36 protein-coding genes are annotated in these 25231 nt (G+C 43.2%); 32 read left to right on the top strand and 4 right to left on the bottom strand.

What is annotated here, in order from left to right; genetic code table 11:
* Positions 1-62 precede the first annotated feature (62 nt).
* From AE2B122_RS18620 to AE2B122_RS18610, 3 genes are read right to left on the bottom strand one after another with little or no spacing between them, the layout of a single operon-like run.
* On the bottom strand, positions 63-302 hold the full coding sequence (locus AE2B122_RS18620; protein ID WP_095220735.1) for a helix-turn-helix domain-containing protein: 240 nt from the start codon (positions 300-302) through the stop codon (positions 63-65).
* 2 nt (positions 303-304) lie between these two features.
* Complete coding sequence (locus AE2B122_RS18615) at positions 305-457, bottom strand: YvrJ family protein (protein WP_084160723.1); 153 nt, start codon at positions 455-457, stop codon at positions 305-307.
* Complete coding sequence (locus AE2B122_RS18610; protein ID WP_175074991.1) at positions 454-1017, bottom strand: sigma-70 family RNA polymerase sigma factor; 564 nt, start codon at positions 1015-1017, stop codon at positions 454-456. Before AE2B122_RS18610 ends, AE2B122_RS18615 begins: the two co-directional genes overlap by 4 nt.
* Before the next feature lie 309 nt (positions 1018-1326).
* Here AE2B122_RS18610 and AE2B122_RS18605 point away from each other — a divergent pair, with 309 nt between their 5' ends.
* The 11 genes from AE2B122_RS18605 to rsmI all read left to right on the top strand — a co-directional run bounded on the left by AE2B122_RS18605 (position 1327) and on the right by rsmI (position 8607).
* On the top strand, positions 1327-1509 hold the full coding sequence (locus AE2B122_RS18605; RefSeq protein ID WP_038562512.1) for a sigma factor G inhibitor Gin: 183 nt from the start codon (positions 1327-1329) through the stop codon (positions 1507-1509).
* Between the two features lie 71 nt (positions 1510-1580).
* A complete protein-coding gene (locus AE2B122_RS18600) occupies positions 1581-3008 on the top strand; it encodes an aminotransferase class I/II-fold pyridoxal phosphate-dependent enzyme (RefSeq protein WP_175074990.1) in 1428 nt (475 codons plus the stop codon).
* A complete protein-coding gene (tmk, locus tag AE2B122_RS18595; RefSeq protein WP_175074989.1) occupies positions 3005-3643 on the top strand; it encodes a dTMP kinase in 639 nt (212 codons plus the stop codon). The genes AE2B122_RS18600 and tmk overlap by 4 nt, the downstream gene beginning before the upstream one ends.
* Before the next feature lie 27 nt (positions 3644-3670).
* On the top strand, positions 3671-4000 hold the full coding sequence (locus tag AE2B122_RS18590) for a cyclic-di-AMP receptor (protein ID WP_038562504.1): 330 nt from the start codon (positions 3671-3673) through the stop codon (positions 3998-4000).
* 18 nt (positions 4001-4018) lie between these two features.
* Complete coding sequence (locus AE2B122_RS18585) at positions 4019-4456, top strand: YaaR family protein (RefSeq protein WP_175074988.1); 438 nt, start codon at positions 4019-4021, stop codon at positions 4454-4456.
* A 24-nt stretch (positions 4457-4480) separates the two neighbouring features.
* The gene (gene holB / locus AE2B122_RS18580) at positions 4481-5467 is read left to right on the top strand and encodes a DNA polymerase III subunit delta' (RefSeq protein WP_095220741.1); all 987 of its coding nucleotides are present in this window, start codon (positions 4481-4483) and stop codon (positions 5465-5467) included.
* A gap of 8 nt (positions 5468-5475) precedes the next feature.
* Positions 5476-6300 carry a stage 0 sporulation family protein gene (locus AE2B122_RS18575; RefSeq protein WP_095224685.1) on the top strand — a complete coding sequence of 275 codons (825 nt, stop codon included), beginning with the start codon at positions 5476-5478 and terminating at the stop codon, positions 6298-6300.
* 15 nt (positions 6301-6315) lie between these two features.
* The gene (gene yabA, locus AE2B122_RS18570; protein ID WP_095220743.1) at positions 6316-6666 is read left to right on the top strand and encodes a DNA replication initiation control protein YabA; all 351 of its coding nucleotides are present in this window, start codon (positions 6316-6318) and stop codon (positions 6664-6666) included.
* A 70-nt stretch (positions 6667-6736) separates the two neighbouring features.
* Complete coding sequence (locus AE2B122_RS18565; RefSeq protein WP_095272863.1) at positions 6737-7483, top strand: tRNA1(Val) (adenine(37)-N6)-methyltransferase; 747 nt, start codon at positions 6737-6739, stop codon at positions 7481-7483.
* Entirely contained in the window at positions 7470-7754 is a 285-nt protein-coding gene (locus AE2B122_RS18560; protein ID WP_095220745.1) for a GIY-YIG nuclease family protein, read from the top strand. Before AE2B122_RS18565 ends, AE2B122_RS18560 begins: the two co-directional genes overlap by 14 nt.
* Positions 7732-8607: a 16S rRNA (cytidine(1402)-2'-O)-methyltransferase gene (rsmI, locus tag AE2B122_RS18555; protein WP_175074987.1), complete on the top strand. Its 876-nt coding sequence runs from the start codon at positions 7732-7734 to the stop codon at positions 8605-8607. Before AE2B122_RS18560 ends, rsmI begins: the two co-directional genes overlap by 23 nt.
* Positions 8608-8641: 34 nt before the next feature.
* Here the strand turns inward: rsmI and AE2B122_RS18550 are convergent, their stop codons facing one another.
* On the bottom strand, positions 8642-8920 hold the full coding sequence (locus tag AE2B122_RS18550; protein WP_038562480.1) for an AbrB/MazE/SpoVT family DNA-binding domain-containing protein: 279 nt from the start codon (positions 8918-8920) through the stop codon (positions 8642-8644).
* Positions 8921-9381: 461 nt separating this feature from the next.
* Between AE2B122_RS18550 and metG the strand changes: the two genes are divergently transcribed.
* The 21 genes from metG to AE2B122_RS18445 all read left to right on the top strand — a co-directional run bounded on the left by metG (position 9382) and on the right by AE2B122_RS18445 (position 25221).
* Positions 9382-11340, top strand: a complete 1959-nt coding sequence (metG, locus tag AE2B122_RS18545) for a methionine--tRNA ligase (RefSeq protein ID WP_175074986.1) — start codon at positions 9382-9384, stop codon at positions 11338-11340.
* Between the two features lie 68 nt (positions 11341-11408).
* The gene (locus AE2B122_RS18540) at positions 11409-12179 is read left to right on the top strand and encodes a TatD family hydrolase (RefSeq protein ID WP_175074985.1); all 771 of its coding nucleotides are present in this window, start codon (positions 11409-11411) and stop codon (positions 12177-12179) included.
* 10 nt (positions 12180-12189) lie between these two features.
* A complete protein-coding gene (gene rnmV, locus AE2B122_RS18535) occupies positions 12190-12753 on the top strand; it encodes a ribonuclease M5 (RefSeq protein ID WP_095220749.1) in 564 nt (187 codons plus the stop codon).
* Entirely contained in the window at positions 12743-13618 is an 876-nt protein-coding gene (gene rsmA / locus AE2B122_RS18530) for a 16S rRNA (adenine(1518)-N(6)/adenine(1519)-N(6))-dimethyltransferase RsmA (protein ID WP_095220750.1), read from the top strand. The genes rnmV and rsmA overlap by 11 nt, the downstream gene beginning before the upstream one ends.
* Before the next feature lie 60 nt (positions 13619-13678).
* Positions 13679-14557, top strand: a complete 879-nt coding sequence (yabG, locus tag AE2B122_RS18525; protein ID WP_095220775.1) for a sporulation peptidase YabG — start codon at positions 13679-13681, stop codon at positions 14555-14557.
* A gap of 183 nt (positions 14558-14740) precedes the next feature.
* The gene (gene veg / locus AE2B122_RS18520; RefSeq protein ID WP_038562465.1) at positions 14741-15001 is read left to right on the top strand and encodes a biofilm formation stimulator Veg; all 261 of its coding nucleotides are present in this window, start codon (positions 14741-14743) and stop codon (positions 14999-15001) included.
* Positions 15002-15134: 133 nt separating this feature from the next.
* Positions 15135-15311, top strand: a complete 177-nt coding sequence (locus tag AE2B122_RS18515) for a small, acid-soluble spore protein, alpha/beta type (protein ID WP_038562461.1) — start codon at positions 15135-15137, stop codon at positions 15309-15311.
* 116 nt (positions 15312-15427) lie between these two features.
* Positions 15428-16297 carry a 4-(cytidine 5'-diphospho)-2-C-methyl-D-erythritol kinase gene (ispE, locus tag AE2B122_RS18510; RefSeq protein ID WP_175074984.1) on the top strand — a complete coding sequence of 290 codons (870 nt, stop codon included), beginning with the start codon at positions 15428-15430 and terminating at the stop codon, positions 16295-16297.
* A 54-nt stretch (positions 16298-16351) separates the two neighbouring features.
* Positions 16352-17164: a pur operon repressor gene (gene purR / locus AE2B122_RS18505; RefSeq protein WP_095272865.1), complete on the top strand. Its 813-nt coding sequence runs from the start codon at positions 16352-16354 to the stop codon at positions 17162-17164.
* Positions 17165-17283: 119 nt separating this feature from the next.
* Positions 17284-17580, top strand: a complete 297-nt coding sequence (spoVG, locus tag AE2B122_RS18500; protein WP_038562451.1) for a septation regulator SpoVG — start codon at positions 17284-17286, stop codon at positions 17578-17580.
* 212 nt (positions 17581-17792) lie between these two features.
* On the top strand, positions 17793-19154 hold the full coding sequence (glmU, locus tag AE2B122_RS18495) for a bifunctional UDP-N-acetylglucosamine diphosphorylase/glucosamine-1-phosphate N-acetyltransferase GlmU (protein WP_175074983.1): 1362 nt from the start codon (positions 17793-17795) through the stop codon (positions 19152-19154).
* A 19-nt stretch (positions 19155-19173) separates the two neighbouring features.
* Positions 19174-20121: a ribose-phosphate diphosphokinase gene (locus AE2B122_RS18490; protein ID WP_095220754.1), complete on the top strand. Its 948-nt coding sequence runs from the start codon at positions 19174-19176 to the stop codon at positions 20119-20121.
* Positions 20122-20193: 72 nt separating this feature from the next.
* Complete coding sequence (locus AE2B122_RS18485) at positions 20194-20829, top strand: 50S ribosomal protein L25/general stress protein Ctc (protein ID WP_175074982.1); 636 nt, start codon at positions 20194-20196, stop codon at positions 20827-20829.
* 106 nt (positions 20830-20935) lie between these two features.
* Positions 20936-21475, top strand: a complete 540-nt coding sequence (gene sigY / locus AE2B122_RS18480) for an RNA polymerase sigma factor SigY (RefSeq protein ID WP_095220756.1) — start codon at positions 20936-20938, stop codon at positions 21473-21475.
* Positions 21462-21764 (top strand): YxlC family protein, encoded by a 303-nt coding sequence (locus AE2B122_RS18475; protein ID WP_175074981.1) that lies wholly within the window; start codon positions 21462-21464, stop codon positions 21762-21764. The genes sigY and AE2B122_RS18475 overlap by 14 nt, the downstream gene beginning before the upstream one ends.
* Positions 21761-21958: a transcriptional regulator gene (locus AE2B122_RS18470; RefSeq protein WP_371809692.1), complete on the top strand. Its 198-nt coding sequence runs from the start codon at positions 21761-21763 to the stop codon at positions 21956-21958. The genes AE2B122_RS18475 and AE2B122_RS18470 overlap by 4 nt, the downstream gene beginning before the upstream one ends.
* A 2-nt stretch (positions 21959-21960) precedes the next feature.
* Positions 21961-22158, top strand: a complete 198-nt coding sequence (locus tag AE2B122_RS18465; protein ID WP_095220758.1) for a PLDc N-terminal domain-containing protein — start codon at positions 21961-21963, stop codon at positions 22156-22158.
* Positions 22155-23042 (top strand): ABC transporter ATP-binding protein, encoded by an 888-nt coding sequence (locus tag AE2B122_RS18460; protein ID WP_095272868.1) that lies wholly within the window; start codon positions 22155-22157, stop codon positions 23040-23042. Before AE2B122_RS18465 ends, AE2B122_RS18460 begins: the two co-directional genes overlap by 4 nt.
* Positions 23039-23815 carry an ABC transporter permease gene (locus AE2B122_RS18455; protein WP_095220760.1) on the top strand — a complete coding sequence of 259 codons (777 nt, stop codon included), beginning with the start codon at positions 23039-23041 and terminating at the stop codon, positions 23813-23815. The genes AE2B122_RS18460 and AE2B122_RS18455 overlap by 4 nt, the downstream gene beginning before the upstream one ends.
* 530 nt (positions 23816-24345) lie before the next feature.
* Positions 24346-24906: an aminoacyl-tRNA hydrolase gene (gene pth, locus AE2B122_RS18450; RefSeq protein ID WP_095220761.1), complete on the top strand. Its 561-nt coding sequence runs from the start codon at positions 24346-24348 to the stop codon at positions 24904-24906.
* Positions 24907-24993: 87 nt separating this feature from the next.
* The gene (locus AE2B122_RS18445; RefSeq protein ID WP_175074980.1) at positions 24994-25221 is read left to right on the top strand and encodes an anti-sigma-F factor Fin; all 228 of its coding nucleotides are present in this window, start codon (positions 24994-24996) and stop codon (positions 25219-25221) included.
* Positions 25222-25231: the final 10 nt, after the last annotated feature.

Genomic DNA, 25231 nt, shown 5'->3' with positions numbered 1-25231 from the left:
TGCGAGAGTAGGACGTTGCCAGGCAAGATGAAATCCCTGATCCAATTAGGATCAGGGATTTTTTATATTGCGGAATGAAATTGATGAGAGAAATTCCACTGAGGCTCCACCTCTTGAATTTCAAATCGATGAATGGCTTTGATTAGCTGGATATACAGCTCCTGCTCCATGTCTTCTTTCCATGCATATGGTGCAGAACTGCTCAGTTTCCGGATCTTTGGCTGAAATCGGATAAGCATAGTTTCCAGTGCTGCCTTATCTTCAGCCTTTGCTTTAATTGTAAGTTCAAGTAATGTGTTCAATTTTAGTTTCCTCCTTTTTGAATCTGCTCTATTAGCGCCTGCAGTGTTTGCTCCAGGCGCTTAATGTTCTGCTCAAGACGTATGAGCAAATAAAATGAGACTACTATAGGAAAGCCAAGGTTACCGATCATAGAAATAATGGTTTCTGTCGTCATGGCGCGTCTCCTTCCGGCAAGACTGAACGGAGTTTCCTAAGTGCAGATTGAATTGACTTTGAAACAGCTTGCTGGGAGATGTCCAGTTTCTCAGCAATTTCAGTATGAGTCAGCTGATGGATAAAATGCAGCTCTAAATGTTGTTTCTGTTTAGTAGGCAAGTCCTGAATAGCAGTTAAGAGAGCTGGATCATGAATGGCCTGTTCCCAGCTGTACACAGTCTGATCTTCCTTGGCTACGAGCATCTCCTTTTTACTTGTTTCTTGCTCTTCGCTTGCTGGCTGATCAAGGACTGTTAATTCTCTGCCTTGAAGTACAGCTGCTTGTTTGCTGTAATTTCTCGCATAATAGCTAAGTGTCATCGTAAGATAATTGGTTAATTGTATTTCTGTATAAAATTGCTGAAAAGCAGCATTAAGCTTTTGCAGGTTTGCCTCGGAAGGATAACGTTCTGCTTGTTCGTAAACAACGCGGTGCTGTTCATCTTTCAGGAATCCTTGCATCAAGGCTGCATTTGGATGAAATTTTCCTTGTTCGGGTTTCTCCTTGCTGCACATCATTATGTTCCCCCTTTCAACCAAAAACGAACGTATGTTCTACTTTAGTGTAAAAAAAATCAGCCTTTTTGAAAAGACTTTTTCGGATAGTCCCAACCTGCTTGTCCATCTGCGCTGCCTGTTGCAGTTTTTATTAGCAAGTTTCCTATTCTCCTATAGTTTATAAAAGGGAATCAGAACCTCATATGACAACGTCAATACGTACAAACCGTACAAACAACATCTCTGTAAGTTGAACATAAACTTAGATTACAAGATTAGCAGGTATGATGTTCGTTAGTTTAGGAGAAACTAACCTAACGGAGGTGGAGAATGTTGAGCAAAAAATGCTTATGCGGTATTTGTGACCAAGAAAAACAAGAAGGTATACATCTTTATCGCTTATTTATCTGCAGAGAATGTGAACAGAAAATCGTCCAGACAGAACCGAAGGAAGTTCAATATCACTATTTTGTGAAGAAACTTCGTAACCTGAACCAAATGACATTTCACTAAAGCCTAAGCTAGGCTTTTTTCTTTTTATATGTGTGCGTATAATAAGTGAAAAAGCTCAAAGGAAGAATGAGATGAATCAGTTAGATACGCCGCTATATGATAAGTTAGTACAGTTCGCTAAACAAGATCCAATATCGTTCCATGTACCAGGGCATAAACATGGAAAGCTTTTTGAAGAGGAATCATTCTTTCGAACCGCTGCATTACTCGATCAGACGGAACTAACGGGGCTGGATGATCTTCATGCTCCTGAAGGGGTTATAGCAGAAGCACAAGAACTAGCTGCGTCTTATTTTGGCGCAAAGCATACGCGTTTCCTAGTCAGTGGAAGTACAGTTGGAAATGTAGCAATGATTCTCGGAAGCATCAAAAGAAATGAAATAGTTCTCGTGCAGCGCAACTGTCATAAATCGATACTGAACGGATTGGAGCTCGCTGGAGCAAAGCCCGTTTTTCTGGCGCCTGCATATGATAAAGAGAAAGAGAGATATACTCACCCCAGGAAGGATACGATACAAAAGGCAATTCAAAGGTATCCGGTGGCAAAAGCACTTATATTAACGTATCCGGACTATTTCGGTTCGGTATTTGATTTGAAAGAAATCGTTGAGATGGCACATGCGAGCAGGGTACCTGTTTTAGTGGATGAAGCCCATGGGGTTCATTTAAAGACCGCCAAGACACTCCCTTTAAGCGCTTTAGAGGCTGGAGCAGATGTTGTCGTCCAGTCCGCTCATAAAATGGCGCCAGCGTTCACGATGAGTTCCTATCTTCATCTGAACAGCGAGATTATCTCCATCGCTTCTATTGATCGTTACTTGCGGATGCTGCAGTCAAGCAGTCCGTCTTATTTGCTGCTTGCCTCACTTGATACAGCCAGGAAGTACTTAGCTACTCGTACAGCGGAGGATATGAATAAGCTTTATACTGCTGTTGAAGCTTTTCGTAAACTGCTTTCTGCGTCGGATTTATGGGAAGTGGAGAGCCAGGATGGTGACTGGCTAAAAATCGTTTTACGTGTAGGGCAGGGTTATCAGCCGAGACAGCTTGCTAATATGCTGGAGTCATCCGGTATCTATCCAGAATTAGTAACTGATCGGCATATTTTGCTTGTCCATGGATTAGAAATACTATCAGAAGACAATTTGGATCGTGTCAGAACAGCTATAGAAGATATGAAGGAACCAGCATCTATCAGCCCTGTCCAAGCAGCTCATCTTTTCTCTGAACCGATACAGGAGCTTGCTGTAAGTTATGCAGAGATGGAAGAGCAGCAGCCAGTCTTTATAAATTGGGACGAGGCTGTCGGCTGTATTGCAGCAGAATCAATTATTCCTTATCCGCCAGGTATACCGGTACTGGCAAAAGGAGAAATCGTTACAAAACAGCATGTGGAAATGATACAATTGTGGAAGAATAGCAGCATCTCTTTTCAAAATGAACATATCGAAGAAGGGATGCTTACGTATAGAGGCACAAACGAAGGAGAATTATTTTGACAGGATTGTTTATTACGCTGGAGGGCGGAGAAGGGGCGGGCAAGACGTCTGCGGTACCGCTTTTAACAGCTCGTTTAGAAGAACAAGGCTATCAGGTACTTGCCACACGTGAGCCGGGCGGGATCGAGATAGCGGAGGCAATCCGTGCAGTCATTCTGGATCCAGCCAATACTAGCATGGATGGCCGTACAGAAGCACTGCTTTATGCAGCTGCCAGAAGACAGCATCTGGTTGAAAAGGTGTGGCCGGCGCTGAAAAAGGGAATGATCGTACTATGCGATCGTTTTGTGGATAGCAGCTTGGCTTATCAGGGCTATACACGCGGTCTTGGGATGGAGGAAGTGATGGAGATCAATCGATTTGCTGTTGAAACTACCATGCCGGATTTGACATTATTCTTTGATATTTCACCAAAAGCAGGATTAGCACGAATTTCGGAGAATAAAGGTAGAGAACAGAATCGATTGGACTTAGAAGCATTATCCTTCCATGAAAGTGTCTATGAAGGGTATCAGATTCTTCGGGAACAATACAAGGACCGCTATGTGACACTAGATGCTTCCAAACCGCTTGCTGACGTAGCTGAAAATGCTGTGCAAGCGATCATGGCTTTTTTGCAAGATAAAGAAAAGTGATGGAAAAGACATGGAGGAGGAAATAAGATGAAACTAGTATTAGCAATTATTCAGGATAAAGACAGCAACAGATTGACAGATGCACTCGGAGATCAGAATTTCAAGACGACTAAGCTATCCACTACAGGTGGCTTTCTGAAAGCAGGGAATACGACGCTTATGGTTGGTTGTGAGGATGATCAAGTCGATGATGTGCTAGATATTATCAAGGACAACTGCAGTCAGCGCAATCAGATGGTGGCGCCGATATCTCCAATGGGAGGCAATGCGGATTCCTATATCCCGAACCCTGTTAAAGTAGAGGTTGGCGGAGCTACTGTTTTCGTGCTTCCTGTCGATTCCTTTATAAAGTTCTAAACAAAGGAGACAATACCGTTGAAAATCGGTCCTGATTTACGTGCACAGCTCGATGCTGCACGTAAGAATACGACACAGGCACCAGCTGAGCCGAAAAGGTTCCAGGATCTGGTGCAGTCCCAAAGCAGGAAACTGCAGGTACAGGAACTGCAGCAGCTGATCACGGACATTACCAAGCAAGGAGAACGGCTCGCGCGTACGCGTTCGTTCCGGGAGCTTGCTTTGTATAAACGCAAGATTAAGAAGTTCATGGAAGATGTAAAGGACAATGGGATGGAACTGCACCATGAGCATTCCTGGAACCAGCATGGGTCCAGGAAGCTCACGACTGTGCGGCTGATCGATGAGAAGCTGATGGAGCTGACGGAAATTCTGATGGATCAGGAGAAGCAGCAAATCGGTGTTCTCGGTTTGATCGGAGAGATCAAAGGGCTCCTTTTCAATCTTTACACGTGAAGTAACTAATAAAGGAAGAACGTTATGTTAAATTGGGCTGAAATGTCTACAAAACAGCCTGTTGTCAGTAAAATGCTCGTCAACAGCCTGAAACGCGATCGTATTTCTCATGCCTACATATTCCAAGGATCGCGTGGAACTGGCAAATCGGCATTGAGCCGCTTGTTTGCCAAGAGTATCTTTTGTAAGAACCGCAAGGACGCAGAGCCTTGCAATGCATGTAAGGATTGCCGCCGCATCGATTCTGGCAACCATCCGGATCTCCATTGGATTGTACCAGATGGTGCCTCTATAAAAAACGATCAGATTCTCCAGCTGCAAAAGGAATTTTCCTATACTGGTATGGAATCCGATCGCAAGGTATACGTAATGGAAGACGCAGATAAGATGACAGCCAATGCATCCAATCGCCTACTCAAGTTTCTAGAGGAACCTGGTGCTCATACAACAGCAATCCTATTGACGGAAAATAGCCAAGCATTACTTCAGACAATTCAATCCAGGTGTCAGATCCTCGCACTGCAGCCTTTGCATGCAGGACAGTTCGAGGAATTGCTGATTTCGGAAGGTCTTCCGCAATCTTCAGCCCGACTTTTGTCCCAGCTGACGCAGAATTATGAGGAAGCAATGGAGATTTCCGGTCAAGAGTGGTTTGCTAAAGCGCGAAAACTAGTGGTACAATTAGTAGAAGTGCTGGAAACCAGGCCTAACGAAGCGCTTTTGTTTATCCATAGTCAATGGATGCCTGTGATGAAGGATCGCGAGCTGCAGCAGCTGGCGTTACATCTGCTATTATTGTGGTTTAAAGACATTATCTATCTTTATGCTGACAGGCCGGATTCCATTATCTATATACAGGAGAAAGACAGGCTTGAGAACAGCCTTCGCCATTGGACGAGGCAGCGAGCTACTGATAGCTTGCAGTCCGTTATGGAAGCGAAACGCCAATTAGACCAGAATGTCCATCCTGCACTTGTTATGGAAAAATTGACACTTCAGATGCAGAGGTGAATGGGTAGATGCAAGTCATTGGTGTCCGTTTTAAAAAGGCGGGTAAAATTTATTACTTCGATCCGGGCAAACTTTCGGTTGCTTTGGACGATTATGTTATTGTAGAGACTGTTCGCGGCGTAGAATTCGGACGAGTTGTGCTTGCAGATAAGCAAGTGGATGAAGAGGATGTCGTCCTTCCTCTGAAAAAGGTAATTCGTATCGCAACAGACAAAGATAAATTTACCGTGGCGGAAAATACAGAGAACGCTGCGCAGGCACATAAGGTTTGTGAGAAGAAGATTCGAGAGCATAAGCTTGACATGAACCTGGTCGAAGTCGAATATACCTTCGATCGAAATAAAGTCATCTTTTACTTCACAGCAGACGGCCGGGTCGATTTCCGGAACCTGGTGAAGGATCTGGCTGCAGTCTTCAAGACTAGAATAGAACTTAGACAAATTGGGGTGCGAGATGAAGCGAAGCTGCTAGGCGGTATTGGTCCTTGTGGCAGAATGCTTTGCTGCTCCACTTTCCTGGGTGATTTTGAGCCGGTATCAATCAAGATGGCGAAGGATCAGAATCTATCGTTGAATCCAGCGAAGATTTCCGGTCTATGCGGACGGCTGATGTGCTGTCTGAAGTATGAAAATGATGAGTATGAAGAGGCGAAACGTGAGCTTCCGGATTTGGGTGAAGCGATTCGGACTTCTTACGGATCGGGTAAGGTAGTCGGCTTGAACATTTTGGAACGGTTGATTCAGATTGAAGTGCCGGAAAAGGAACGGGTTATTGAGTATACCTTAGATGAACTGATCGAAGAAGGAGTTATCTCAACGCAAGCCATGGAATAATGGGGTGGAGAGACGGTGAACAAGAAGGAAATACTGGAGCATGTCACACAGATGGAAGAGCAAATCGGACAGCTGTATAAGCAGCTGGGCGATGTAAAGGGTCATGTAGCGGAGTTATTGGAAGAGAATAACCGTCTGACGGTAGAAAACCATCACCTGCGCAATCGTCTAGATGGCCAAGCTGAACAGGAACAGAAAGCCGGAAGCATTGGCTCACCGTCCAAGGATGCGCAGATTGGCGAAGGATATGATAACCTGGCGCGTTTATATGAAGAAGGTTTCCATATCTGTAATGTGCATTTCGGCAGTCCGAGACGTAATGAAGATTGCTTGTTCTGTTTGACGTTCTTGAATAAGAATAAATGATGTGGCGGCCTTTCTTACAATTAGTAGGGAAGGTCCTTTTTTGTAAAAAAACAAGAAGGGAATTAAGTGTATGGTGGAATTAAAAGGGGATGAGCGGCTGGATTATTTGCTTGCTGATGAAAACATGCGCATTATTCAGAGCCCGACTGTATTTGCCTTTTCATTGGATGCAGTACTCCTGGCTGATTTTGCAGCAATCCCAATTTCAAAAGGAAGAATATTGGATTTATGCTCCGGTAATGCTGTGATTCCTTTATTGCTCAGCAAAAGAACAAAAGCGCAGGTAACAGGTGTCGAGATTCAGGAGCGTCTTTATGATATGGCAGTGCGGAATGTTGCGCTGAATGGGTTGGAGGATCAAGTGGAGATGATACATGGTGATCTGAAAGAGATGCCAGCTGTTTTAGGAAATGGTCCTTTTGATGCAATTACATGTAACCCTCCTTATTTCAAGACTCCTAGCAAAAACGAGCAGAATTTAAATGAACACTTGACCATTGCGCGTCATGAAATTATGTGTACGTTGGATGATGTTATTCTAGCATGCCGTAAACTCGTAAAACCAGGTGGAAAGGTTAGCCTTGTTCATCGTCCGGATCGCTTGCTCGATATTGTCACAAGTATGCGGGCACAGAAAATCGAACCAAAACGGATGCGGCTTGTCTATCCGAAGCCTGGGAAAGAGGCTAATATCCTCCTGATAGAGGGGATTCGCAATGGCAATCCTGGTTTGAAGATTCTTCCGCCGCTATATTCTCACAAGGAAGCTGGAGGATATACAGAAGAATTAGAGGAAATCCTGTATGGCAGCAAGTGAGCATATGGTCTATATGCTGAAGTGCAAGGACGGAAGTCTGTATACTGGATACACAAATGCACTCGCGAAACGTTTAAAGCAGCATGCCACCGGTAAAGGGGCAAAATATACAAAAGGCAGGGGTCCATTCATCCTTGTTTATATCCGTTTTTTTGACTCAAGGCAAGCTGCTCTGCGGGAGGAATACAGAATCAAACAGCTTCCGAAGCATCGAAAATGGGCTCTTGTCCAGGAAGGAGGAAAATCGTATGCAATCACAGAAAAGCTTTGAAGAACATCAGACAGGCACGCTGTTCATTATTCCAACGCCAATTGGCAATCTGCAGGATATTACGTTAAGAGCATTGGAAACTTTAAAACAAGTACATACTGTCGCAGCAGAGGATACACGGAATACGAAGAAACTGTTCAACCATTTTGAGATTCCGACACCGCTAATCAGTTACCACGAGCACAATAGGAAAGCGCGAGAGCAGATGCTTCTCGATTTGCTGGAAGAGGGGAAAGATGTTGGTTTGGTTAGTGATGCTGGTATGCCGGCTATTAGCGATCCGGGTCAGGAATTGGTTCAAGCAGCGGCAGCAGCTGACTATCCGATCGTCGTACTGCCTGGTGCAAATGCGGCGCTTGTCGCATTAGTCGGGTCAGGTCTTTCCACAGATGCTTATCAGTTTTATGGATTCCTGCCTCGGAAGAAGAAGGAACTAACAGGGGAGTTAGAGAAACTGCGAAAAGTGGCGGCAACTCTGATTTTCTATGAAAGTCCGCACCGCTTGAAGGAAACACTCACTGCCTTGGACGAGGCTTTTGGGAACAGAAGAATAGCGCTTGGCAGAGAGCTGACAAAGCGCTATGAAGAGTTTCTGCGAGGAACTATACAAGAAGCTAAGGAATGGGCTTCCTCTGAAACAGTGAGAGGTGAGTTCTGCCTTGTAGTAGAAGGAGCTTCAGAATCAGAGCAGTTTGAAGAAGTTCAGACTTTTTGGCAGGACATGAGTGTGCAAGAGCATGTCGATTGGTATATAGAAAATGAAGAATTGCCCTCAAAGCAAGCGATCAAGCAAGTATCTGTAGATCGTCAGCTTCCTAAACGAGACGTGTATCAAGCTTATCATGTTGAGTAAAAAGAAAAACCGCTCCAACCGGAGCGGTTTTTTATTATTTGTTCAAACGTGTTTGGATTTCGTTGATTAGCTCTTCTGCACCTTCGCGGCTAAGAACTAGTTTACCGTTAGCCAAAGACAAGTTGTCATCGGAGATCTCACCAGTAATATGGCAAGTCATGTTCGGTTTGTATTTTTTAAGGATGATGCGGTCATCATCTACGTAGATTTCCAAAGCATCTTTCTCATTGATTCCTAGTGTACGACGCAATTCGATTGGAATAACAACTCTTCCCAATTCGTCGACTTTACGTACAATACCTGTTGATTTCATATAATGTTTCTCCTCTCGGGTGTTTATATATGTTTATTCGTCATTATTCGACAATTTAACTATTGATTATCGTACCAGTGATTTACATAAGTGTCAATTCAAAAATATTGAAGATTAGCATGTTGCTGGTAGCAAAAACAGAAGAAAGGGAATATATTGGGTATTTAATACTATTATAATGGTTGTATATGTAAAAAGAGTGAATTAAATAGGGATATTTAAATAGAAAGATGATAGGAGAGTTCTGTCGAATACTCGACAGAATTCGACACATTCGCTTAATGTGTCGGATTATTACCATAGAAATACGTATATGTGCTTATTTTTATGTCGCATCAGGAAAGAAAAAAATTTCTGCTGGATTGGAATTTATGTCGGAAAGTCGCTACAATAGAGATAAGTGTAATAGCGATACGAGTAGCTCACGCAGGTGGGCTTTTTTCTTAATGGAGGGTAAGCAGATGCAGAAAGAGAATAAAACGTTTTATATTACAACGCCAATCTATTATCCGAGTGGCAAATTGCACATCGGTCATGCCTATACGACAGTAGCCGGTGATGCGATGGCTCGCTATAAGCGTCTGCGCGGATATGATGTCGCGTATTTGACAGGTACGGATGAGCATGGTCAGAAAATCCAGCGCAAAGCAGAAGAGCAAGGTGTAACACCACAGCAATATGTGGACAATATCGTAAAAGATATTAAAGCTTTATGGAAGACGCTTGAGATTACTAATACAGATTTCATCCGCACAACTGAACCGCGTCATAAGGAAACGGTACAGAAAATCTTCTCTAGACTATTGGAACAGGATGATATTTACCTGGATCAATACGAAGGCTGGTACTGTACTTCCTGTGAATCCTTTTTCACGGAAACACAACTGGACGATGGCAGATGTCCGGACTGCGGCGGCCCGGTCGATCGCGTAAAAGAGGAATCTTATTTCTTGCGGACTAGCAAGTATGCTGACCGCCTGCTGAAGTATTATGAAGAAAATCCTGAATTCATCCAGCCTGTGAGCCGGAAGAATGAAATGATTAACAACTTCATCAAGCCTGGTTTGGAAGACTTGGCAGTTTCCCGTACATCATTTGAATGGGGACCAAAAGTGCTTGAGAATCCGAAGCATGTTATTTATGTATGGATTGATGCGCTATCCAATTATATTACGGCACTTGGATATGGTTCTGAAGATGATAGTCTTTATCAGAAATACTGGCCGGCGGATGTTCATCTGATGAGTAAAGAAATTGTCCGTTTCCATACAATTTACTGGCCGATCATGCTAATGGCATTGGATCTGCCGCTGCCGAAGAAAGTCTTCGCACACGGCTGGATTCTAATGAAAGACGGCAAGATGAGTAAATCAAAAGGAAATGTCGTGAGCCCGGTTGATCTGAAGGATCGCTATGGTCTTGACCCGCTTCGCTACTACTTGCTTCGTGAAGTGCCATTCGGTGCAGACGGTGTGTTCACACCGGAAGGTTTCGTCGATCGTACGAACTTTGACCTGGCAAATGACCTTGGCAACTTGCTGAACCGTACAGTAGCTATGATCAGCCAATACAAAGAAGATATTGTGCCAGCTTATGTTACTGGAGAGACGGAATTCGAGCAGGCGCTCGAAGAAATGGCGAAACAAACTGTCAAGGAAGTAGAAGACGGAATGGAGAACATGGAGTTTTCCGTTGTTCTTGCGAAAATTTGGCAGCTAGTCAGCCGAGCAAATAAATATATCGATGAAACGAAGCCTTGGGTGCTGGCAAAAGACGAAGCCCAAGCGGATCGTCTTGGAAACGTGCTTGCTCACCTGGCAGAAGTGCTGCGCCAAGTAGCCATTTTGCTTCGCCCATTCCTTGTGGAAACACCAGCTAAGATCTTTGCGCAGCTTGGTGTAGAAGAAGCAAGCCAAGACTGGGATACGCTTCTGACAACAGAAGTAAAAACAGGTCGTCAAGTGAAGAAAGAAGGACCGATCTTCCCTCGTCTGGATGCAAAGGTAGAAGTGGAAGCAATTAAGAACATGATGAAAATTCCTGAACCAGAGAAAAAAGCACAGCCGAAAAAGGAGCAGGAAGCGGCTTCACTTCCGGAAGTGCAGTATGAGGACTTTGCGAAGCTGGAGTTCCGCGTGGCGGAGGTTATTGCTGCTGACAAAGTGAAGAAAGCAGATAAGCTATTGAAGATCCAGCTTGATTTGGGAACAGAGAAGCGTCAGGTTATTTCTGGTATTGCAGAGCATTATACACCAGAAGAGCTTGTCGGCAAGAAAGTGCTTTGTGTGGTAAATCTGAAGCCGGTTAAACTTCGCGGGGAGATGTCCGAAGGGATGATTCTGTCCGGTGAAAGTGCAGACGGCAAGCTTGCGCTGGCAACAGTGGAGCAGAATTTGCCAAATGGATCAATCGTAAAATAATAAACAAGGGGGAGACGCTTGCACGCAAGCGTTTTTCCTTTTTTAACAGATAGAAAGGACATCATGCTATGTTATTTGATACACATGCTCATATTAATGATAAGCAGTTTGCTGAAGACCGTGAAGAGATGCTGCAGCGGGCAAAGGATGCGGGCGTATCCCGTCTTGTAGTTATTGGCTGTGATGAGGAAGGAATCACCTCGGCGATCGAGCTTGCGGAGAAATACGATTTCGTCTATGCAGCAATCGGCTGGCATCCTGTTGATGCGATTGATATGACAGATGCTGATCTTGATCGGATTGAGGAGCTTTCGTCACATCCAAAAGTTGTGGCGATTGGCGAAATGGGTCTGGATTATCACTGGGACAAGTCACCAAAGGATATTCAGAAGGATGTGCTGCGAAAGCAGATTCAGCTGGCTAAACGCGTTAAGCTGCCGATTATCATTCATAATCGGGAAGCAACACAGGACATCATTCCGATTTTGAAGGAAGAAAATGCAGCTGAAGTCGGAGGCATCATGCATTGCTATAGTGATGAAGCGGATCTTGTGCAGGAGTTTCTGGACATGAACTTCTATATTTCCCTAGGCGGGCCTGTCACTTTCAAAAATGCTAAGGCACCGAAGGAAGTAGCGAAAATGGTACCCGCAGATCGGCTGCTGATTGAAACAGATTGTCCGTATCTGGCACCGCATCCTAACCGTGGCAAACGCAATGAACCTGCTTATGTGAAGCTTGTAGCTGAACAGATTGCTGAGCTGCGAGGCATTGGGTACGAGGAATTGGCAGAGCTGACAATGCGAAATGCAGAAAGACTATATCAAATCAAATTATAGAGGGTATAACGTGCAAATTAAAGAAGTGATTGTTGTTGAAGGTAAAGACGATACAGCTAAGATAAATCAGGCGATCCAGGCGGATACAATTGAGACAAACGGATCTGCTATACATGCTGGTATCATTGAACAAATAAGACATGCACAAGCGAAGCGAGGCGTAATCATATTTACTGATCCTGATTATCCCGGTGAGCGTATTCGTCATATTGTCTCCCAGGCAGTGCCTGGATGTAAGCATGCGTTCCTGTCAAAGGATAAAGCGCGTGCACGTAATAACAAAGGAATAGGTATTGAGCACGCTTCAGCTGAGTCAATTCGGACAGCCTTGGAGCAAGTGTATGAGATGAGCGAGATGTACGAACCGGAAATCTCCAGGGAAGCTGTTATAGCATACGGTCTCCTTGGCGGACCAAGAGCCAAACAGCGGCGGGAAAAGCTTGGAGAAAGACTGTCTATCGGCCATACAAATGGCAAGCAGCTTCTCAAACGGCTTGCTATGTTCCGGATACCAGAGCAATTGTTTGTCGAAACGATGCAGCAAATTATACAGGAGGAAGACAATGACGAATGAACGGCATATTTCCACACCGACAAGGACGAAGGAACTGCTTAAGAAATATAATTTCTCCTTCAAGAAAAGCCTCGGGCAGAATTTCCTGATTGATACAAATATCCTGAGGAATATCATCCATCATGCAGGAGTAACAGAAGATGTTGGTGCGATTGAAATTGGACCAGGGATGGGTGCATTGACAGAGCAGCTAGCTATCGCAGCAAATAAAGTATTGGCTTTTGAGATAGATCAGCGTCTATTGCCTATCCTGGAGGACACACTCTCACCATATGACAATGTTAAAGTCGTAAACGAGGATATTTTGAAGGCAGATGTCGAGCAGGAGCTACAGCAGTATTTCGGCGACCAAAAAGTAAAAATCGTCGCAAACCTGCCATATTATATTACAACACCGATATTGATGAATCTGCTTACGCGGAATCTGCCGATTTCCAGCATAACGGTCATGATCCAAAAAGAAGTAGCTGACCGCATGGCCGCTTCTCCAAATACGAAAAGCTATGGTTCCTTATCGCTGGCAGTTCAATATTATACAGAAGCTGCCGTCGTGATGACTGTACCGAAAACAGCGTTCATGCCGCAGCCAAATGTTGATTCGGCTGTTCTTCATCTAGCAGTACGCAGTGAGCCCCCAGTTCATGTAGAGGATGAGAAATTCTTCTTCGACCTGATTCAAGCATCATTCGGCCAGCGACGAAAAACATTGCGTAACAATCTGAATAGGCATTTTTCTTCTCGTTTTTCTAAAGACGAGCTCGAAGAAATCATGAACGAAGCTGAAATCGATGGCACAAGAAGAGGAGAATCGCTTTCGATGGAGGAATTCGCTGCTTTAGCGAATACCTTTACAGCTAAAGGCTGAACATTTTTGCCCATCCATCATACGCTGTAGGAGAAAGCTTTGGTGGGTGAGGTGAACGGAATGGATTTGGCGATTGGTGATATCGTCACTAGAATATCATATCAGCACGATTTAATGTTCCGTGTATCCAGCTTTACAGCCAATAAGGTCATCTTGCATGGAGAAGATATGCGACTCATCGCAGACGCCCCCAAGGATGACCTTGTAAAGACTGGAACACGTGAAATAACGAAACGCAAGAAAACATGGCAGGATAAAGAAGATTACTCCTACCGCCTCTTTCGCCAGGATTACCTGCTGATGAAGGATAAGCGGGATTATGAATCAACCTCAGGTTATCAGCATAGCCCAAATTACTTCCAGATTCCTGCAAAGGTACTCCACATAGATGGAGATAAGACATATTTAAAAAAGTGCATCGATTTTTATCAGCGCTTCGGCATCCAAGTACATGGTGTCCACCTGAATGAAAAAGAAATGCCACTTCAAATTGCTTCCCTATTGGAAAAGATTCAGCCAGATATTATTGTCATTACAGGACATGATGCCTTTCAGAAAAACAAAGGAGATAAGCAGGATATCCGTGCCTATCGAAATTCCCAGTATTTCGTCGAAACGGTAAGAGAGGCGCGTCGCTTGTATCCGCATCTAGATCAATTAATCATCTTTGCTGGCGCTTGCCAATCTCATTTTGAATCTTTGATACGTGCAGGGGCGAATTTTGCAAGCTCTCCAAGCAGGATTAATATCCATGCCTTGGACCCGGTTTATATTGTTGCCAAAATCGCATTCACGCCGTTTATGGAAAAAGTGGGCGTATGGGATGCACTCCGAAATACACTGACAGGAGAACGCGGCCTTGGTGGAATTGAAACTCGCGGCCTGCTTCGGACAGGGTTGCCTTTCGTGGATCCAGACGAGGAGAAAGAAGACGCCTAGACCCTTGCCTTATCGTAAATTTACCACTGATGCATAATTTTGTATGGATTTGAAAGAATAAAGTGAAATAAGAAACATTTAATCTTTTCATTGACATCAAAATTGGTATGCTGTTATAATAAAAAGTTTTATTTGACTCTATACCTAAAATATGCTATGATTAGATCAGTGAGGTGGAGTGCAGTGGCTAAAACATTAGTGGAAATTAAGCAGGGTCTCGAAGGACAAATTGGTAAACGTTTAAAATTGAAAGCTAATGGTGGGAGAAAGAAAACCATCGAACGTTGCGGAGTACTTGCGGAAACGTATCCAGCTGTATTCATCGTAGAACTTGATCAAGATGAAAATGCGTTTGAGCGTGTCTCCTATAGCTATGCAGATGTCTTAACCGAAACAGTCGAATTAGATTTTGATACGGATGATTTAAACGAAATTGCGAAATAACGCATAAATGAAAGCGGGGGCTTAGTCCCCTGCTTTTTATTTTGTCTTATTTGCAAACATCTGACAGGCATAGCGTACGGTCTTGGGCAGAAAATAAGGATGTCGTGATAATCTCTGAAGGGAGCTGTTTTCTTTGGGCAGAAGAAGAGGAATCATGTCTGATGCACTAAAAGAGGAAATTGCAAAGGAACTTGGATTTTACGACACCGTACAAAAGGAAGGCTGGGGCGGCATTCGTTCCCGCGACGCCGGGAACATGGTCAAGTATGCCATTGCCATGGCCGAACAGTCGATGCGCGATAAGCAATAAAGTGAAGCCCTTCTTTTTTTATGAAGAGGAGGGCTTCTTCTTTTTAGGCAGAATAGCCTGTACTTCCTTTTTATGATACAATTTTGGAGAAATTCAACTAAAGTAGGTGACATGACATGTATTTGCTCGAAAAGGCGCCAGCTAAGATCAATCTTTCGTTGGACGTACTGTATAAACGCCCGGATGGCTATCATGAGGTAGAGATGGTTATGACAACGATCGACCTGGCAGACCGGATAGAGTTAATCGTGTTACAGGAGAACAAGATCGAAATCGAATCGGACAATCGTTTTGTTCCGAACGATGAGCGTAATCTTGCCTACCGTGCGGCGCAATTGATCAAGGATACATATAATATCAAAAAAGGTGTCAAGATATACATAGACAAACAGATACCGGTCGCAGCTGGGCTTGCTGGAGGAAGCAGTGATGCAGCGGCAGTACTGCGCGGTCTGAATACACTATGGAATCTGCAGCTATCCTTGGATACGCTGGCTGAGCTCGGTGCGAAAATTGGTTCGGATGTATCCTTCTGTGTATACGGTTCTACAGCATTATCAACTGGACGTGGAGAAAAGATTAAGGAGCTTCCAGCTCCGCCGGCTTGCTGGGTTGTACTTGCTAATCCGGGAATTGGTGTATCCACCCAGACGATCTATCAGCAGTTAAAAATCGATCATATACAGCATCCTGATACAGAGGGAATGGTCGAAGCTATTGAGCAAGGCGATTTTCAATCAATCTGTGACAAGGTGGGTAATGTACTCGAGCCAGTTACGCTTAAACTTTGTCCGGAAGTAAAACAAATTAAACAGCAAATGGTTGAAGCAGGAGCTGATGCGGTACTGATGAGCGGAAGCGGACCGACTGTCTTCTCTCTCGTATCCCAGGAGAGCCGCGCTTATCGGATCTACAACAGCTTAAGAGGATTCTGTGAACAAGTGTATGTTGTACGGATGCTCGGAGGGCGAACGGAGCTTGATTAAATCCGTACGAGAATGTTATTATCTAACAATAACATTCGGTTTTGAGGTGTAGAGATGAAAAGAAGTGAACGTTTGGTTGCGATGACGAATTATTTAATGGATCATCCGCAACAATTGGTGTCTTTGCCATATTTCTCGACGACGTACGCTGCTGCCAAATCCTCCGTCAGCGAGGATTTGTCGATTATAAATGATATGTTCCAACATGAAGGTATTGGGTACTTGCAATCTGTATCCGGCGCTGCTGGTGGTGTTCGCTACATCCCGGTATACTCCAAGGAGAACAGTGCTGCTTTCATTGATGAGCTATGCAGAAAGCTGGCAGATTCGGACAGGCTTCTTCCTGGGGGATATCTATTCATGAGCGATATACTCGGAGAACCAGCAACAGTTAATAAGATCGGTCGTCTTTTTGCAACGGCATTCCATGACCGTGAAATTGATGTAGTGGTTACTGTCGCTACAAAGGGTATTCCGATTGCTTATGCAGCTGCTGCATATTTGAATGTCCCCGTTGTCATTGTTAGACGAGACCCGAAGGTGACAGAGGGTTCGACAGTGAGTGTGAATTACGTTTCTGGTTCATCCAGGAAAATTCAGACGATGGTTTTGTCCAAGCGCAGTATCCCGGATCAAGCCAATGTCTGTATTGTGGATGACTTCATGAAAGCAGGCGGAACCATAAACGGAATGAAGAGTCTTTTGCAGGAATTCAATGCAAATGTTACTGCTATAGGCGTATTGGCTGAAGCAGAGGACGAAGAAGAAGAACGTGTAGTAGAAGATTACACGTCATTAATTAAGATCCAAAACGTTGATGTACGTAATCAGCGGGTCGAAGTACAAAAAGGTAATTACTTTAACTAATCCGGCTTTTCCACCTTACCGATTTATTTTTAAAAAAGTTCTATTGGGAGCAGGAGTTTCCAGCTTTATGTAGAATTACTGGTAATAAGTTCTAAATAAGGTAAGGGTGGTGAAGCATAATGGAAGTTACTGACGTAAGATTACGCCGCGTTAATACCGAGGGAAGAATGCGTGCTATCGCTTCTATTACAATGGATCAAGAGTTTGTTGTACACGATATTCGTGTCATCGAAGGGAATAACGGCTTGTTTGTCGCTATGCCTTCCAAACGTACACCAGACGGTGAATTCCGCGATGTAGCGCATCCAATCAACTCTGGTACCCGGAGCAAGATACAGGATGCTGTGCTGCAGGAATATCATCGTGCAGGAGAAGAAATAGAAGTGGAGTATGAGGAAGCCGCTGGCGCTTCTTGATATGAGCTCAATAGATGACAATGACGTCATCTTCTATAAAGGTAAAATTAACAGCTGTTCTAACATATGGGATAGCTGTTATTTTTATGCTCACAATCCAGTTGATTGGAGAAAAAAACGTCTCGAATTACTTGAATTCGAGCGCTGCGCCTGTTGAAATGACAATTATTTTAAGATATATTTACAGAGGATAAAAAGAATGGAGGGTTCGCATGTCAAACCGATATGCAGTCATCCTTGCTGCCGGGAAAGGCACCAGGATGAAATCGAAGCTGTACAAAGTGCTGCATCCTGTTATGGGTAAACCAATGGTACAGCATGTTACTGACCAGTTGAATTCTTTACAATTAGATAAATTAATTACCATTGTCGGGCACGGAGCAGAAGACGTAAAAGCCCAACTTGGAGATGTGAGTGAATATGCCCTTCAAGAGGAACAGCTTGGTACAGGACATGCGGTTCTGCAAGCGGAAGAGTTCTTGAAAGACAATGAGGGTGTTACTGTCGTTTTAAGCGGAGATACGCCTCTTATTACAGGCCAAACGATTCAAGCATTGCTTAATCATCACGAACAGCAAGGAGCGAGTGCAACAGTATTGACTGCAAAAGCGCCGGACCCAGCAGGATATGGCCGTGTCATTCGCAATGACTCTGGAGAGGTTCTGCGTATTGTAGAGCATAAAGATGCGAATGCCCAAGAGCTTCTCGTGGATGAAATCAATACAGGGACATACTGCTTTGATAATAAGCTATTATTCCAAGCATTGCATAATGTATCGAATGATAATGCCCAAGGTGAGTATTATCTTCCGGATGTACTTGAGCTGTTGAAAAAAGATAACAAGCTTGTAACCGCTTATCAGACACCTGATTTTGACGAAACAATGGGTGTAAACGATCGGGTAGCTCTTTCTCAAGCAGAACAGATTATGAAGCGTCGTGTCAATGAACAGCATATGCGTAATGGCGTAACAATCATTGACCCTGATTCAACGTATATCAGTACAGATGCGGTTATCGAGCAGGATGTAACAATTTTGCCAAACACGATGATTCTTGGAAAGACAGTTATCAAAGAAGATGCCATCATTGGTCCGAACTCAGAAGTGAAGGATGTCACAATCGGCAGCCGCACAGTTGTGAAGCAAAGTTTAGCACATGACAGTGAAATCGGAAATGATGTCAATATTGGACCATTCGCTCATATTCGCCCTCAAGCACAGCTTGGAGATAATGTGAAGATCGGAAACTTCGTCGAAGTGAAGAAAGCGTCTATCGGTGAGGGAAGTAAAGTTTCTCATCTTAGCTATATCGGTGATGCTGAAGTTGGTAAAGATGTTAATGTCGGTTGTGGTACAATAACAGTGAACTATGACGGAAAGAATAAACATCTGACGAAGATTGAGGACAATGCCTTTATCGGTTGTAATGCGAACCTGATTGCACCAGTAACGGTCGGCGAAGGTGCCCTTGTGGCAGCAGGCTCGACCATAACAAAAGATGTACCAGCTGATGCTTTATCGATTGCCAGAGCAAGACAAGAAAACAAAAATTCTTATCTAAAGAATAAATAATTTTGGAGGGTTACTCGACATGCCTTATAATGATCCATCGTTAAAAGTTTTTTCTTTGAATTCTAATCCGGAGTTAGCTAAGTCAATTGCAGACCACATTGGCGTAGAACTGGGTAAAATCACTGTTTCCCACTTTAGCGATGGCGAAATCCAGATCAATATCGAAGAAAGTATCCGCGGCTGTGACGTTTATGTTGTCCAGTCTACTAGTGCACCTGTCAATCAGCATATGATGGAGCTGCTCATCATGATTGATGCATTAAAACGTGCATCAGCTAAAACAATTAACATCATCATGCCTTATTACGGTTATGCACGTCAGGATCGTAAAGCCCGTGCCCGTGAACCAATTACAAGCAAACTGATCGCTGATATCCTGCAGACTGCCGGAGCTACACGTGTCTTGGCATTGGACTTGCATGCACCGCAGATCCAAGGTTTCTTCGATATTCCGATCGACCACTTGGTAGGTGTTCCAATTCTATCCGATTATTTCGAGAAAAAGAACTTGGAAGATATCGTCGTTGTATCTCCTGACCACGGCGGTGTAGTCCGTGCTCGCCGTATGGCAGATCGTTTGAAAGCGCCAATTGCAATCATCGACAAACGCCGCCCTCGTCCAAACGTGGCAGAAGTGATGAACATCATCGGAGAGATCAAAGGCAAAACTGCAATCATCATCGATGATATCATTGATACAGCTGGAACATTGACGCTAGCTGCTAATGCATTGAGAGAAAAAGGTGCGACAGAAGTATACGCAGCATGTTCTCATCCAGTTCTATCCGGACCGGCAATCGAGCGAATCCAAAATTCACAAATAAAAGAGCTTGTTGTGACAAACTCAATTCCTCTTCCAAAAGAGAAGCAAATTGAAAATATCACGCAGCTTTCTGTTGCGCCATTGTTCGGTGAAGCAATTATTCGTATTCACGAACAGCAATCTGTAAGTATCCTGTTTGATTGATTAATGTTTAATACTGGAATCGTAAGGGAATCATACTTTGTAGACGCCTAAAAACTATGGAGGGTGATTACGATGGCAGTAAAACTTAAAGCAGACAAACGAGAAAACAATACTAAATCTTATATTAGAGGACTGCGTGAAGAAGGTATCATTCCAGCAGTCGTGTACGGAAATGGCAAAGATCCTGTAAGTGTCGCGGTAGATAGCGTTGACTTACTGAAAACTGTTCGTGATCAAGGGAAAAACGCAATTATTTCCCTTGATGTTAAAGGCGATACAGTAGATGTCATGCTGCATGACTATCAAACAGATTCTTTGAAAGGTAGTCTAGTGCACGCGGACTTTTATGTAGTAAATATGTCCGAAGCGCGTAATGTAGAAGTGCCGATTCAGCTTGAAGGTGAAGCACCTGGTTCTAGTGAAGGCGGCGTTCTTCAGCAGCCACTATATGATTTGGAAATCAGTGCAAAACCGAACGACATTCCAGATCAGATTACAGTCGATGTCTCCAAACTTGAAGTCGGTGACAGCATCAGTGTTGGCGACCTGCCAACAGATGGTTCTTATGAAATCCTAACGGATGCTGATACAACAATCGCTACAGTCACTGCACCTACTGCAGAGATTGAAACAGATGATACAACTACTGGTGACGCGGATGATGTAGAAGCAATCGAAGAAGGATCTAAGAACGATAAAGAAGATTAAGTGATTACAAAAAGCTGTGCCTGAAAAGGCACAGCTTTTTTTTATTTTGATTGAACCATTCAAATTCCTAAAACGTCATATAGTCAGAGAAGGAAGGGGGAGTGAGATGGAGGAATCAGCGGAAACCATATCGATTGAAAATGCCAAACAAGACAAATCGGCTTTCAGTCAGCTTTTCCAGCAATATTATACGTTCTTATATCGTTATCTTTTTAAACTCACGATGAATAAAGAAATGACAGAAGACTTGCTGCAGGAAACGATGATTCGGGCATATATCAATTTGCCGAAATTTCGTTATCAATCTAAATTTTCTACATGGCTTATATCTATCGCAACTCGCTTATATTTGGATGAACAACGGAAAAGTAAGCGAGATAGGAAAAGACAACTGCAGCTGACGGAGAATGAAAAACGAAAAATGAAATGGGAATTAGAACAAGGCAATATGGATTGGTCATTGCATCTGGATCTGTTTGCATCGTTATCTATAGAAACTAGGACGTTAATATTGCTTCGTCATTATTATGGTTATTCAATTGAGGAAATTAGTGCAATGACAAAATTAAGAAAAGGGACAGTAAAGTCCCGTATTCATTATGCGTTAAAGAAATTAAGAGAGGAGTGGTCAGATGAAACAAGATGAATGGATGAAGAAGATGGACGAAACCTGGGATGAAATGGATGCAAAATTACATATTGATGTTCCTGAAACGGATGAGATGCAGCAGCAGATAAGCTCGGGTGAGAAGAGATATCGAGAAAGAATGCGCAGAGAACTATGCAGGTTCATCATTCTAGCATGTGTGTTGCTATCCTTGTACATGCTTATGGCCGTGCATATCACTTGGGCTTTCTACATTATGCAGCTCATTTCAATTATTGCTGTTGTCATCCTATTACTAGTTGAAAGAAGCAAAGGAAGGGTCACATGATATCTTCGAATGAACTGAAAATTATTATCTTAGCAATTCCTATATTGCTGGCACAAGGAATCTGGTTGTACATGGATGCAAAAAGAAGAGGTACTCATGCATGGGCATGGGGGATTGTCGGACTGATTCAGTTTCCTACACCGCTTCTTTTATATTATGTATTTATCATTCGTAAAGATAAAAGGAGGTACTGAAGATGGAGAACATTGTGACATTGTTGTTGCCTGTTATCGTGATCCAGTTTCTTTTACTCATTATTGCATTGATCAGTTGTATTCGAGCAGAAGAAACGCTGGGACCCAAATGGGTCTGGATAGTAATTATTTTCTGTATCAGTATCATCGGACCTATCCTTTATTTCGTGATTGGGCAAAGAAAGGATGCATATAAATGACTATTTTAGAAGCACAAGGATTGACGAAACGATACGGAAAACATGTCGCGGTAAAAAACCTAAGTCTTCAGTTGAGGGAAAATGAGTGTATTGCGCTTTTAGGACCAAATGGAGCGGGTAAGACAACAACTTTACATATGCTGGCTGGATTAATCACACCAACTGCTGGGTTGATAATGAGTGATAACAAAGTACTTAACAAAGATAAAATTGGATTTCTGCCTCAATATCCCACCTTCTTCGATTGGATGTACCCTAAAGAATATCTCATTTTAGCTGGAACATTATCTGGGATGACTAAACGAACTATAAAAGAACGAAGCTTGCGTGTATTGGAAATGACAGGATTGTTAGGAGCACAGAAACAGAAGATAGGAGCTTTCTCTGGAGGGATGAAACAGCGTCTCGGCTTAGCGCAAGCAATCATGCATGAGCCGAAAATTCTTTTGCTTGATGAACCTGTATCCGCTCTTGACCCAGCTGGAAGAATTGATGTCATGGATATATTGGAGGATTTGAAAAAGGATATGGCTATTCTATTTTCTACACATGTACTGCATGATGCGGAACAGATATGTGATAAGGCATTAATTATGAAATCAGGTCAAAGTATATCCTATGAAGACATGAAGGAATGGAAGGGGAATCGGCTAAGAGAACGCTATCGCTTGGAAACATTAGAATCTTTACAGATTGAAGGATTGCTGGAGCTTTATGAAGAGATAGATATAAAGGAATCAAGGAAGATCATCGGAACATTGCGGCATAATGTTACGCCCAATATGCTACTGCAAAAATGTATCCAGCAAGACATAGGAGTCAGGTATTTCGGGGCAGAAGAAAAAACCTTAGAAGAACATTACATAGAGGTGATGGAAGGTTGAAGAGATTCAATGTGCTGTTTCATAAAGAATGGGTAGAGGCTTGGAGAGAAAAGAAGCTGGTTTGGCTGCCTGCTGTCATCCTGTTAGTGACACTTCTTCAGCCAATCAGTTTATATTTTATGCCAACAATTTTGGAGAATTCTAATAGTCTGCCGCCAGGAGCAGTAATTGAACTTCCAATCCCTAGCGGTGCTGAAGTTCTGGCAGGGACTTTGTCTCAGCTACATACGATTGGAACGGCAATTATTGTGCTTGCGTGTATGAATGTAATTGTACAGGAGAGAAATAACGGCTCTCTTATGCAGCTGTTCTCCAGACCTGTAAATACTGCCACCTATATATTCAGTAAGTGGACGATGCTTGTAATGCTTCATCTTGGTGCCTTTACAATCTCCTATGGAGCCGCATGGTATTATACAAACATCCTTTTTTCTGATGTGTCGCTTAGTTCCGTATGGAAAAGCTTTGTGATTTATTGTTTATGGATTGTGCTAGTTATAACAGTCACGTTGTTTGTTAGTACGTTTCTTCGTCGCAGTGGAGGAGTAGCTGGCATATCTATCTTAATACTGGCTAGTATCGCTCTCTTGTCGACAGTAATACCTGATATAGCCATTTATTTGCCTTCAAATCTCCTCAACCTGGCAACAGAGCTACTGAGTACGGGAAAGGGTACTATGCCTATTGCAGCTGTACTCGTTACAACGATTGCCTTTATTGCTTTATTACTTTTTACAATGGTGAAACAATTTGAAAAAAGTGTAAAGTTTTAATGAAGTAGGATTATTCCTTACAGGCAAAGGATATGATAGAAAGTATAGGCAAAGCATGTCAAGGATGGAAAGCAAGCATCCTTGATGTGCTTTTTGTGCAGGAATGAAGGATTTATCCTTACTGTCGGAGAAGGAGAATAGCAGTGGGGTGTTAACGGTGAATACACCTATCCCTCCGTTTCTAACCGTTCTTCTCCGCTTTTCGGTTTTGTCTAGCTGCGAAGAACAGAAACTGCGGTATAGGCGATAAATCCCTGCATGAGAAAAAGCATCTCATTCCGGGCTTTCTCACCTATCCTTACGTTTCTAACCGTTCTTCTCCGCTTTTCGGTGGTGTCTAGCTTCAGAAACCAGAAACTGCGCCGTAAGTGATAAATCCCTGCGTAAGGAAAATACGCCTCACTCCGGGCTTTCTCCCTTACTTCTCCGTTTCTAACCGGTTTCTTCCGCTTTTCGGTTTTCTTGTATTTTATTTTCTGTTAAGGTATAGTTTTTTTGGAATGGATTATGAGTAAAGGGCGTTTATAAATATGAAAATGATTGTTGGACTTGGGAATCCGGGTCAGAAATATGATCAGACACGGCATAATATAGGGTTCATTGCAATTGATGAATTAGTGCATCGGCACAATTTGCCGTTAACAAATAAAAAATTCAATAGTGTATATGCGACCGGCTTGATAAATGGGGAAAAGGTAATTTTGGTAAAGCCTATAACTTTCATGAACCTATCAGGTGAAGCCGTTCGTCCGCTAATGGATTATTATAATGTAGATCTTGAGGATCTCGTTGTCATTTATGATGATTTGGATTTACCAGCAGGAAAAGTACGACTGCGGGAAAAAGGCGGTCATGGGGGTCATAATGGGATCCGTTCTTTGATTGCGCATTTAGGTACAAAAGAATTCAAGCGTATGCGACTCGGCATTGGCCGTCCGGTCAGTCAGCAGCCTGTTGTAGACTATGTTCTTCAGCGCTTCCACAAGGAAGAAATACCAGACATCGTCGATAGTGTTAAGAAGGCGGCAGATGCCACAGAAACTTGGCTGAAGGAACCTTTCCTGAACGTGATGAATGATTTCAATCGCTGATTCATACACTGCAACAAGATAAGTATGAATCTATGCGCTTTCGGGCAGACTTTGACAGAGTCAATTCTAAGTCCCGGAGGCGTAACTATGGCTATCGTTTATCGTTGTCGTCATTGTAAAACACAGCTAGCAGAGCTGGATGAATATAAGGTGGATATTAAGGCGCTCGGATGGGATCGATTATCCGCGGCAGACTATCAGGAAATGGTGCAGATCGATTCGGGTCATATCGTCTGTCAGGTAGCATGTGAGGATTGCGAAAATGCGCTGCAGCGAAATCCGCATTATCATGAGCTGGATCATTTCATGCAATAACGTAAAGCTA

This window comes from Terribacillus sp. AE2B 122 (genome assembly GCF_902497585.1).
GTDB classification, from domain to species: Bacteria; Bacillota; Bacilli; order Bacillales; family Amphibacillaceae; genus Terribacillus; species Terribacillus saccharophilus_A.
The sequence above is the reverse complement of the archived record's forward strand: the minus strand, read 5'-3'. Positions and strand labels throughout refer to the sequence as shown.

Coding starts and splice junctions, on each gene's coding strand:
- AE2B122_RS18615 (WP_084160723.1), bottom strand. CDS start 457: ATGACGACAGAAACCATTATTTCTATGATCGGTAACCTTGGCTTTCCT.
- AE2B122_RS18600 (WP_175074990.1), top strand. CDS start 1,581: ATGAATCAGTTAGATACGCCGCTATATGATAAGTTAGTACAGTTCGCT.
- AE2B122_RS18470 (WP_371809692.1), top strand. CDS start 21,761: ATGATATCTTCGAATGAACTGAAAATTATTATCTTAGCAATTCCTATA.
- ispE (WP_175074984.1), top strand. CDS start 15,428: ATGTATTTGCTCGAAAAGGCGCCAGCTAAGATCAATCTTTCGTTGGAC.
- metG (WP_175074986.1), top strand. CDS start 9,382: ATGCAGAAAGAGAATAAAACGTTTTATATTACAACGCCAATCTATTAT.
- glmU (WP_175074983.1), top strand. CDS start 17,793: ATGTCAAACCGATATGCAGTCATCCTTGCTGCCGGGAAAGGCACCAGG.
- yabG (WP_095220775.1), top strand. CDS start 13,679: ATGGATTTGGCGATTGGTGATATCGTCACTAGAATATCATATCAGCAC.
- AE2B122_RS18445 (WP_175074980.1), top strand. CDS start 24,994: ATGGCTATCGTTTATCGTTGTCGTCATTGTAAAACACAGCTAGCAGAG.
- AE2B122_RS18550 (WP_038562480.1), bottom strand. CDS start 8,920: ATGAAATCAACAGGTATTGTACGTAAAGTCGACGAATTGGGAAGAGTT.
- AE2B122_RS18610 (WP_175074991.1), bottom strand. CDS start 1,017: ATGATGTGCAGCAAGGAGAAACCCGAACAAGGAAAATTTCATCCAAAT.
- rsmA (WP_095220750.1), top strand. CDS start 12,743: ATGACGAATGAACGGCATATTTCCACACCGACAAGGACGAAGGAACTG.
- AE2B122_RS18460 (WP_095272868.1), top strand. CDS start 22,155: ATGACTATTTTAGAAGCACAAGGATTGACGAAACGATACGGAAAACAT.
- AE2B122_RS18475 (WP_175074981.1), top strand. CDS start 21,462: ATGAAACAAGATGAATGGATGAAGAAGATGGACGAAACCTGGGATGAA.
- pth (WP_095220761.1), top strand. CDS start 24,346: ATGAAAATGATTGTTGGACTTGGGAATCCGGGTCAGAAATATGATCAG.
- holB (WP_095220741.1), top strand. CDS start 4,481: ATGTTAAATTGGGCTGAAATGTCTACAAAACAGCCTGTTGTCAGTAAA.
- AE2B122_RS18575 (WP_095224685.1), top strand. CDS start 5,476: ATGCAAGTCATTGGTGTCCGTTTTAAAAAGGCGGGTAAAATTTATTAC.
- AE2B122_RS18565 (WP_095272863.1), top strand. CDS start 6,737: ATGGTGGAATTAAAAGGGGATGAGCGGCTGGATTATTTGCTTGCTGAT.
- AE2B122_RS18485 (WP_175074982.1), top strand. CDS start 20,194: ATGGCAGTAAAACTTAAAGCAGACAAACGAGAAAACAATACTAAATCT.
- AE2B122_RS18540 (WP_175074985.1), top strand. CDS start 11,409: ATGTTATTTGATACACATGCTCATATTAATGATAAGCAGTTTGCTGAA.
- rsmI (WP_175074987.1), top strand. CDS start 7,732: ATGCAATCACAGAAAAGCTTTGAAGAACATCAGACAGGCACGCTGTTC.
- AE2B122_RS18465 (WP_095220758.1), top strand. CDS start 21,961: ATGGAGAACATTGTGACATTGTTGTTGCCTGTTATCGTGATCCAGTTT.
- purR (WP_095272865.1), top strand. CDS start 16,352: ATGAAAAGAAGTGAACGTTTGGTTGCGATGACGAATTATTTAATGGAT.
- AE2B122_RS18605 (WP_038562512.1), top strand. CDS start 1,327: ATGTTGAGCAAAAAATGCTTATGCGGTATTTGTGACCAAGAAAAACAA.
- AE2B122_RS18560 (WP_095220745.1), top strand. CDS start 7,470: ATGGCAGCAAGTGAGCATATGGTCTATATGCTGAAGTGCAAGGACGGA.
- AE2B122_RS18590 (WP_038562504.1), top strand. CDS start 3,671: ATGAAACTAGTATTAGCAATTATTCAGGATAAAGACAGCAACAGATTG.
- spoVG (WP_038562451.1), top strand. CDS start 17,284: ATGGAAGTTACTGACGTAAGATTACGCCGCGTTAATACCGAGGGAAGA.
- AE2B122_RS18490 (WP_095220754.1), top strand. CDS start 19,174: ATGCCTTATAATGATCCATCGTTAAAAGTTTTTTCTTTGAATTCTAAT.
- sigY (WP_095220756.1), top strand. CDS start 20,936: ATGGAGGAATCAGCGGAAACCATATCGATTGAAAATGCCAAACAAGAC.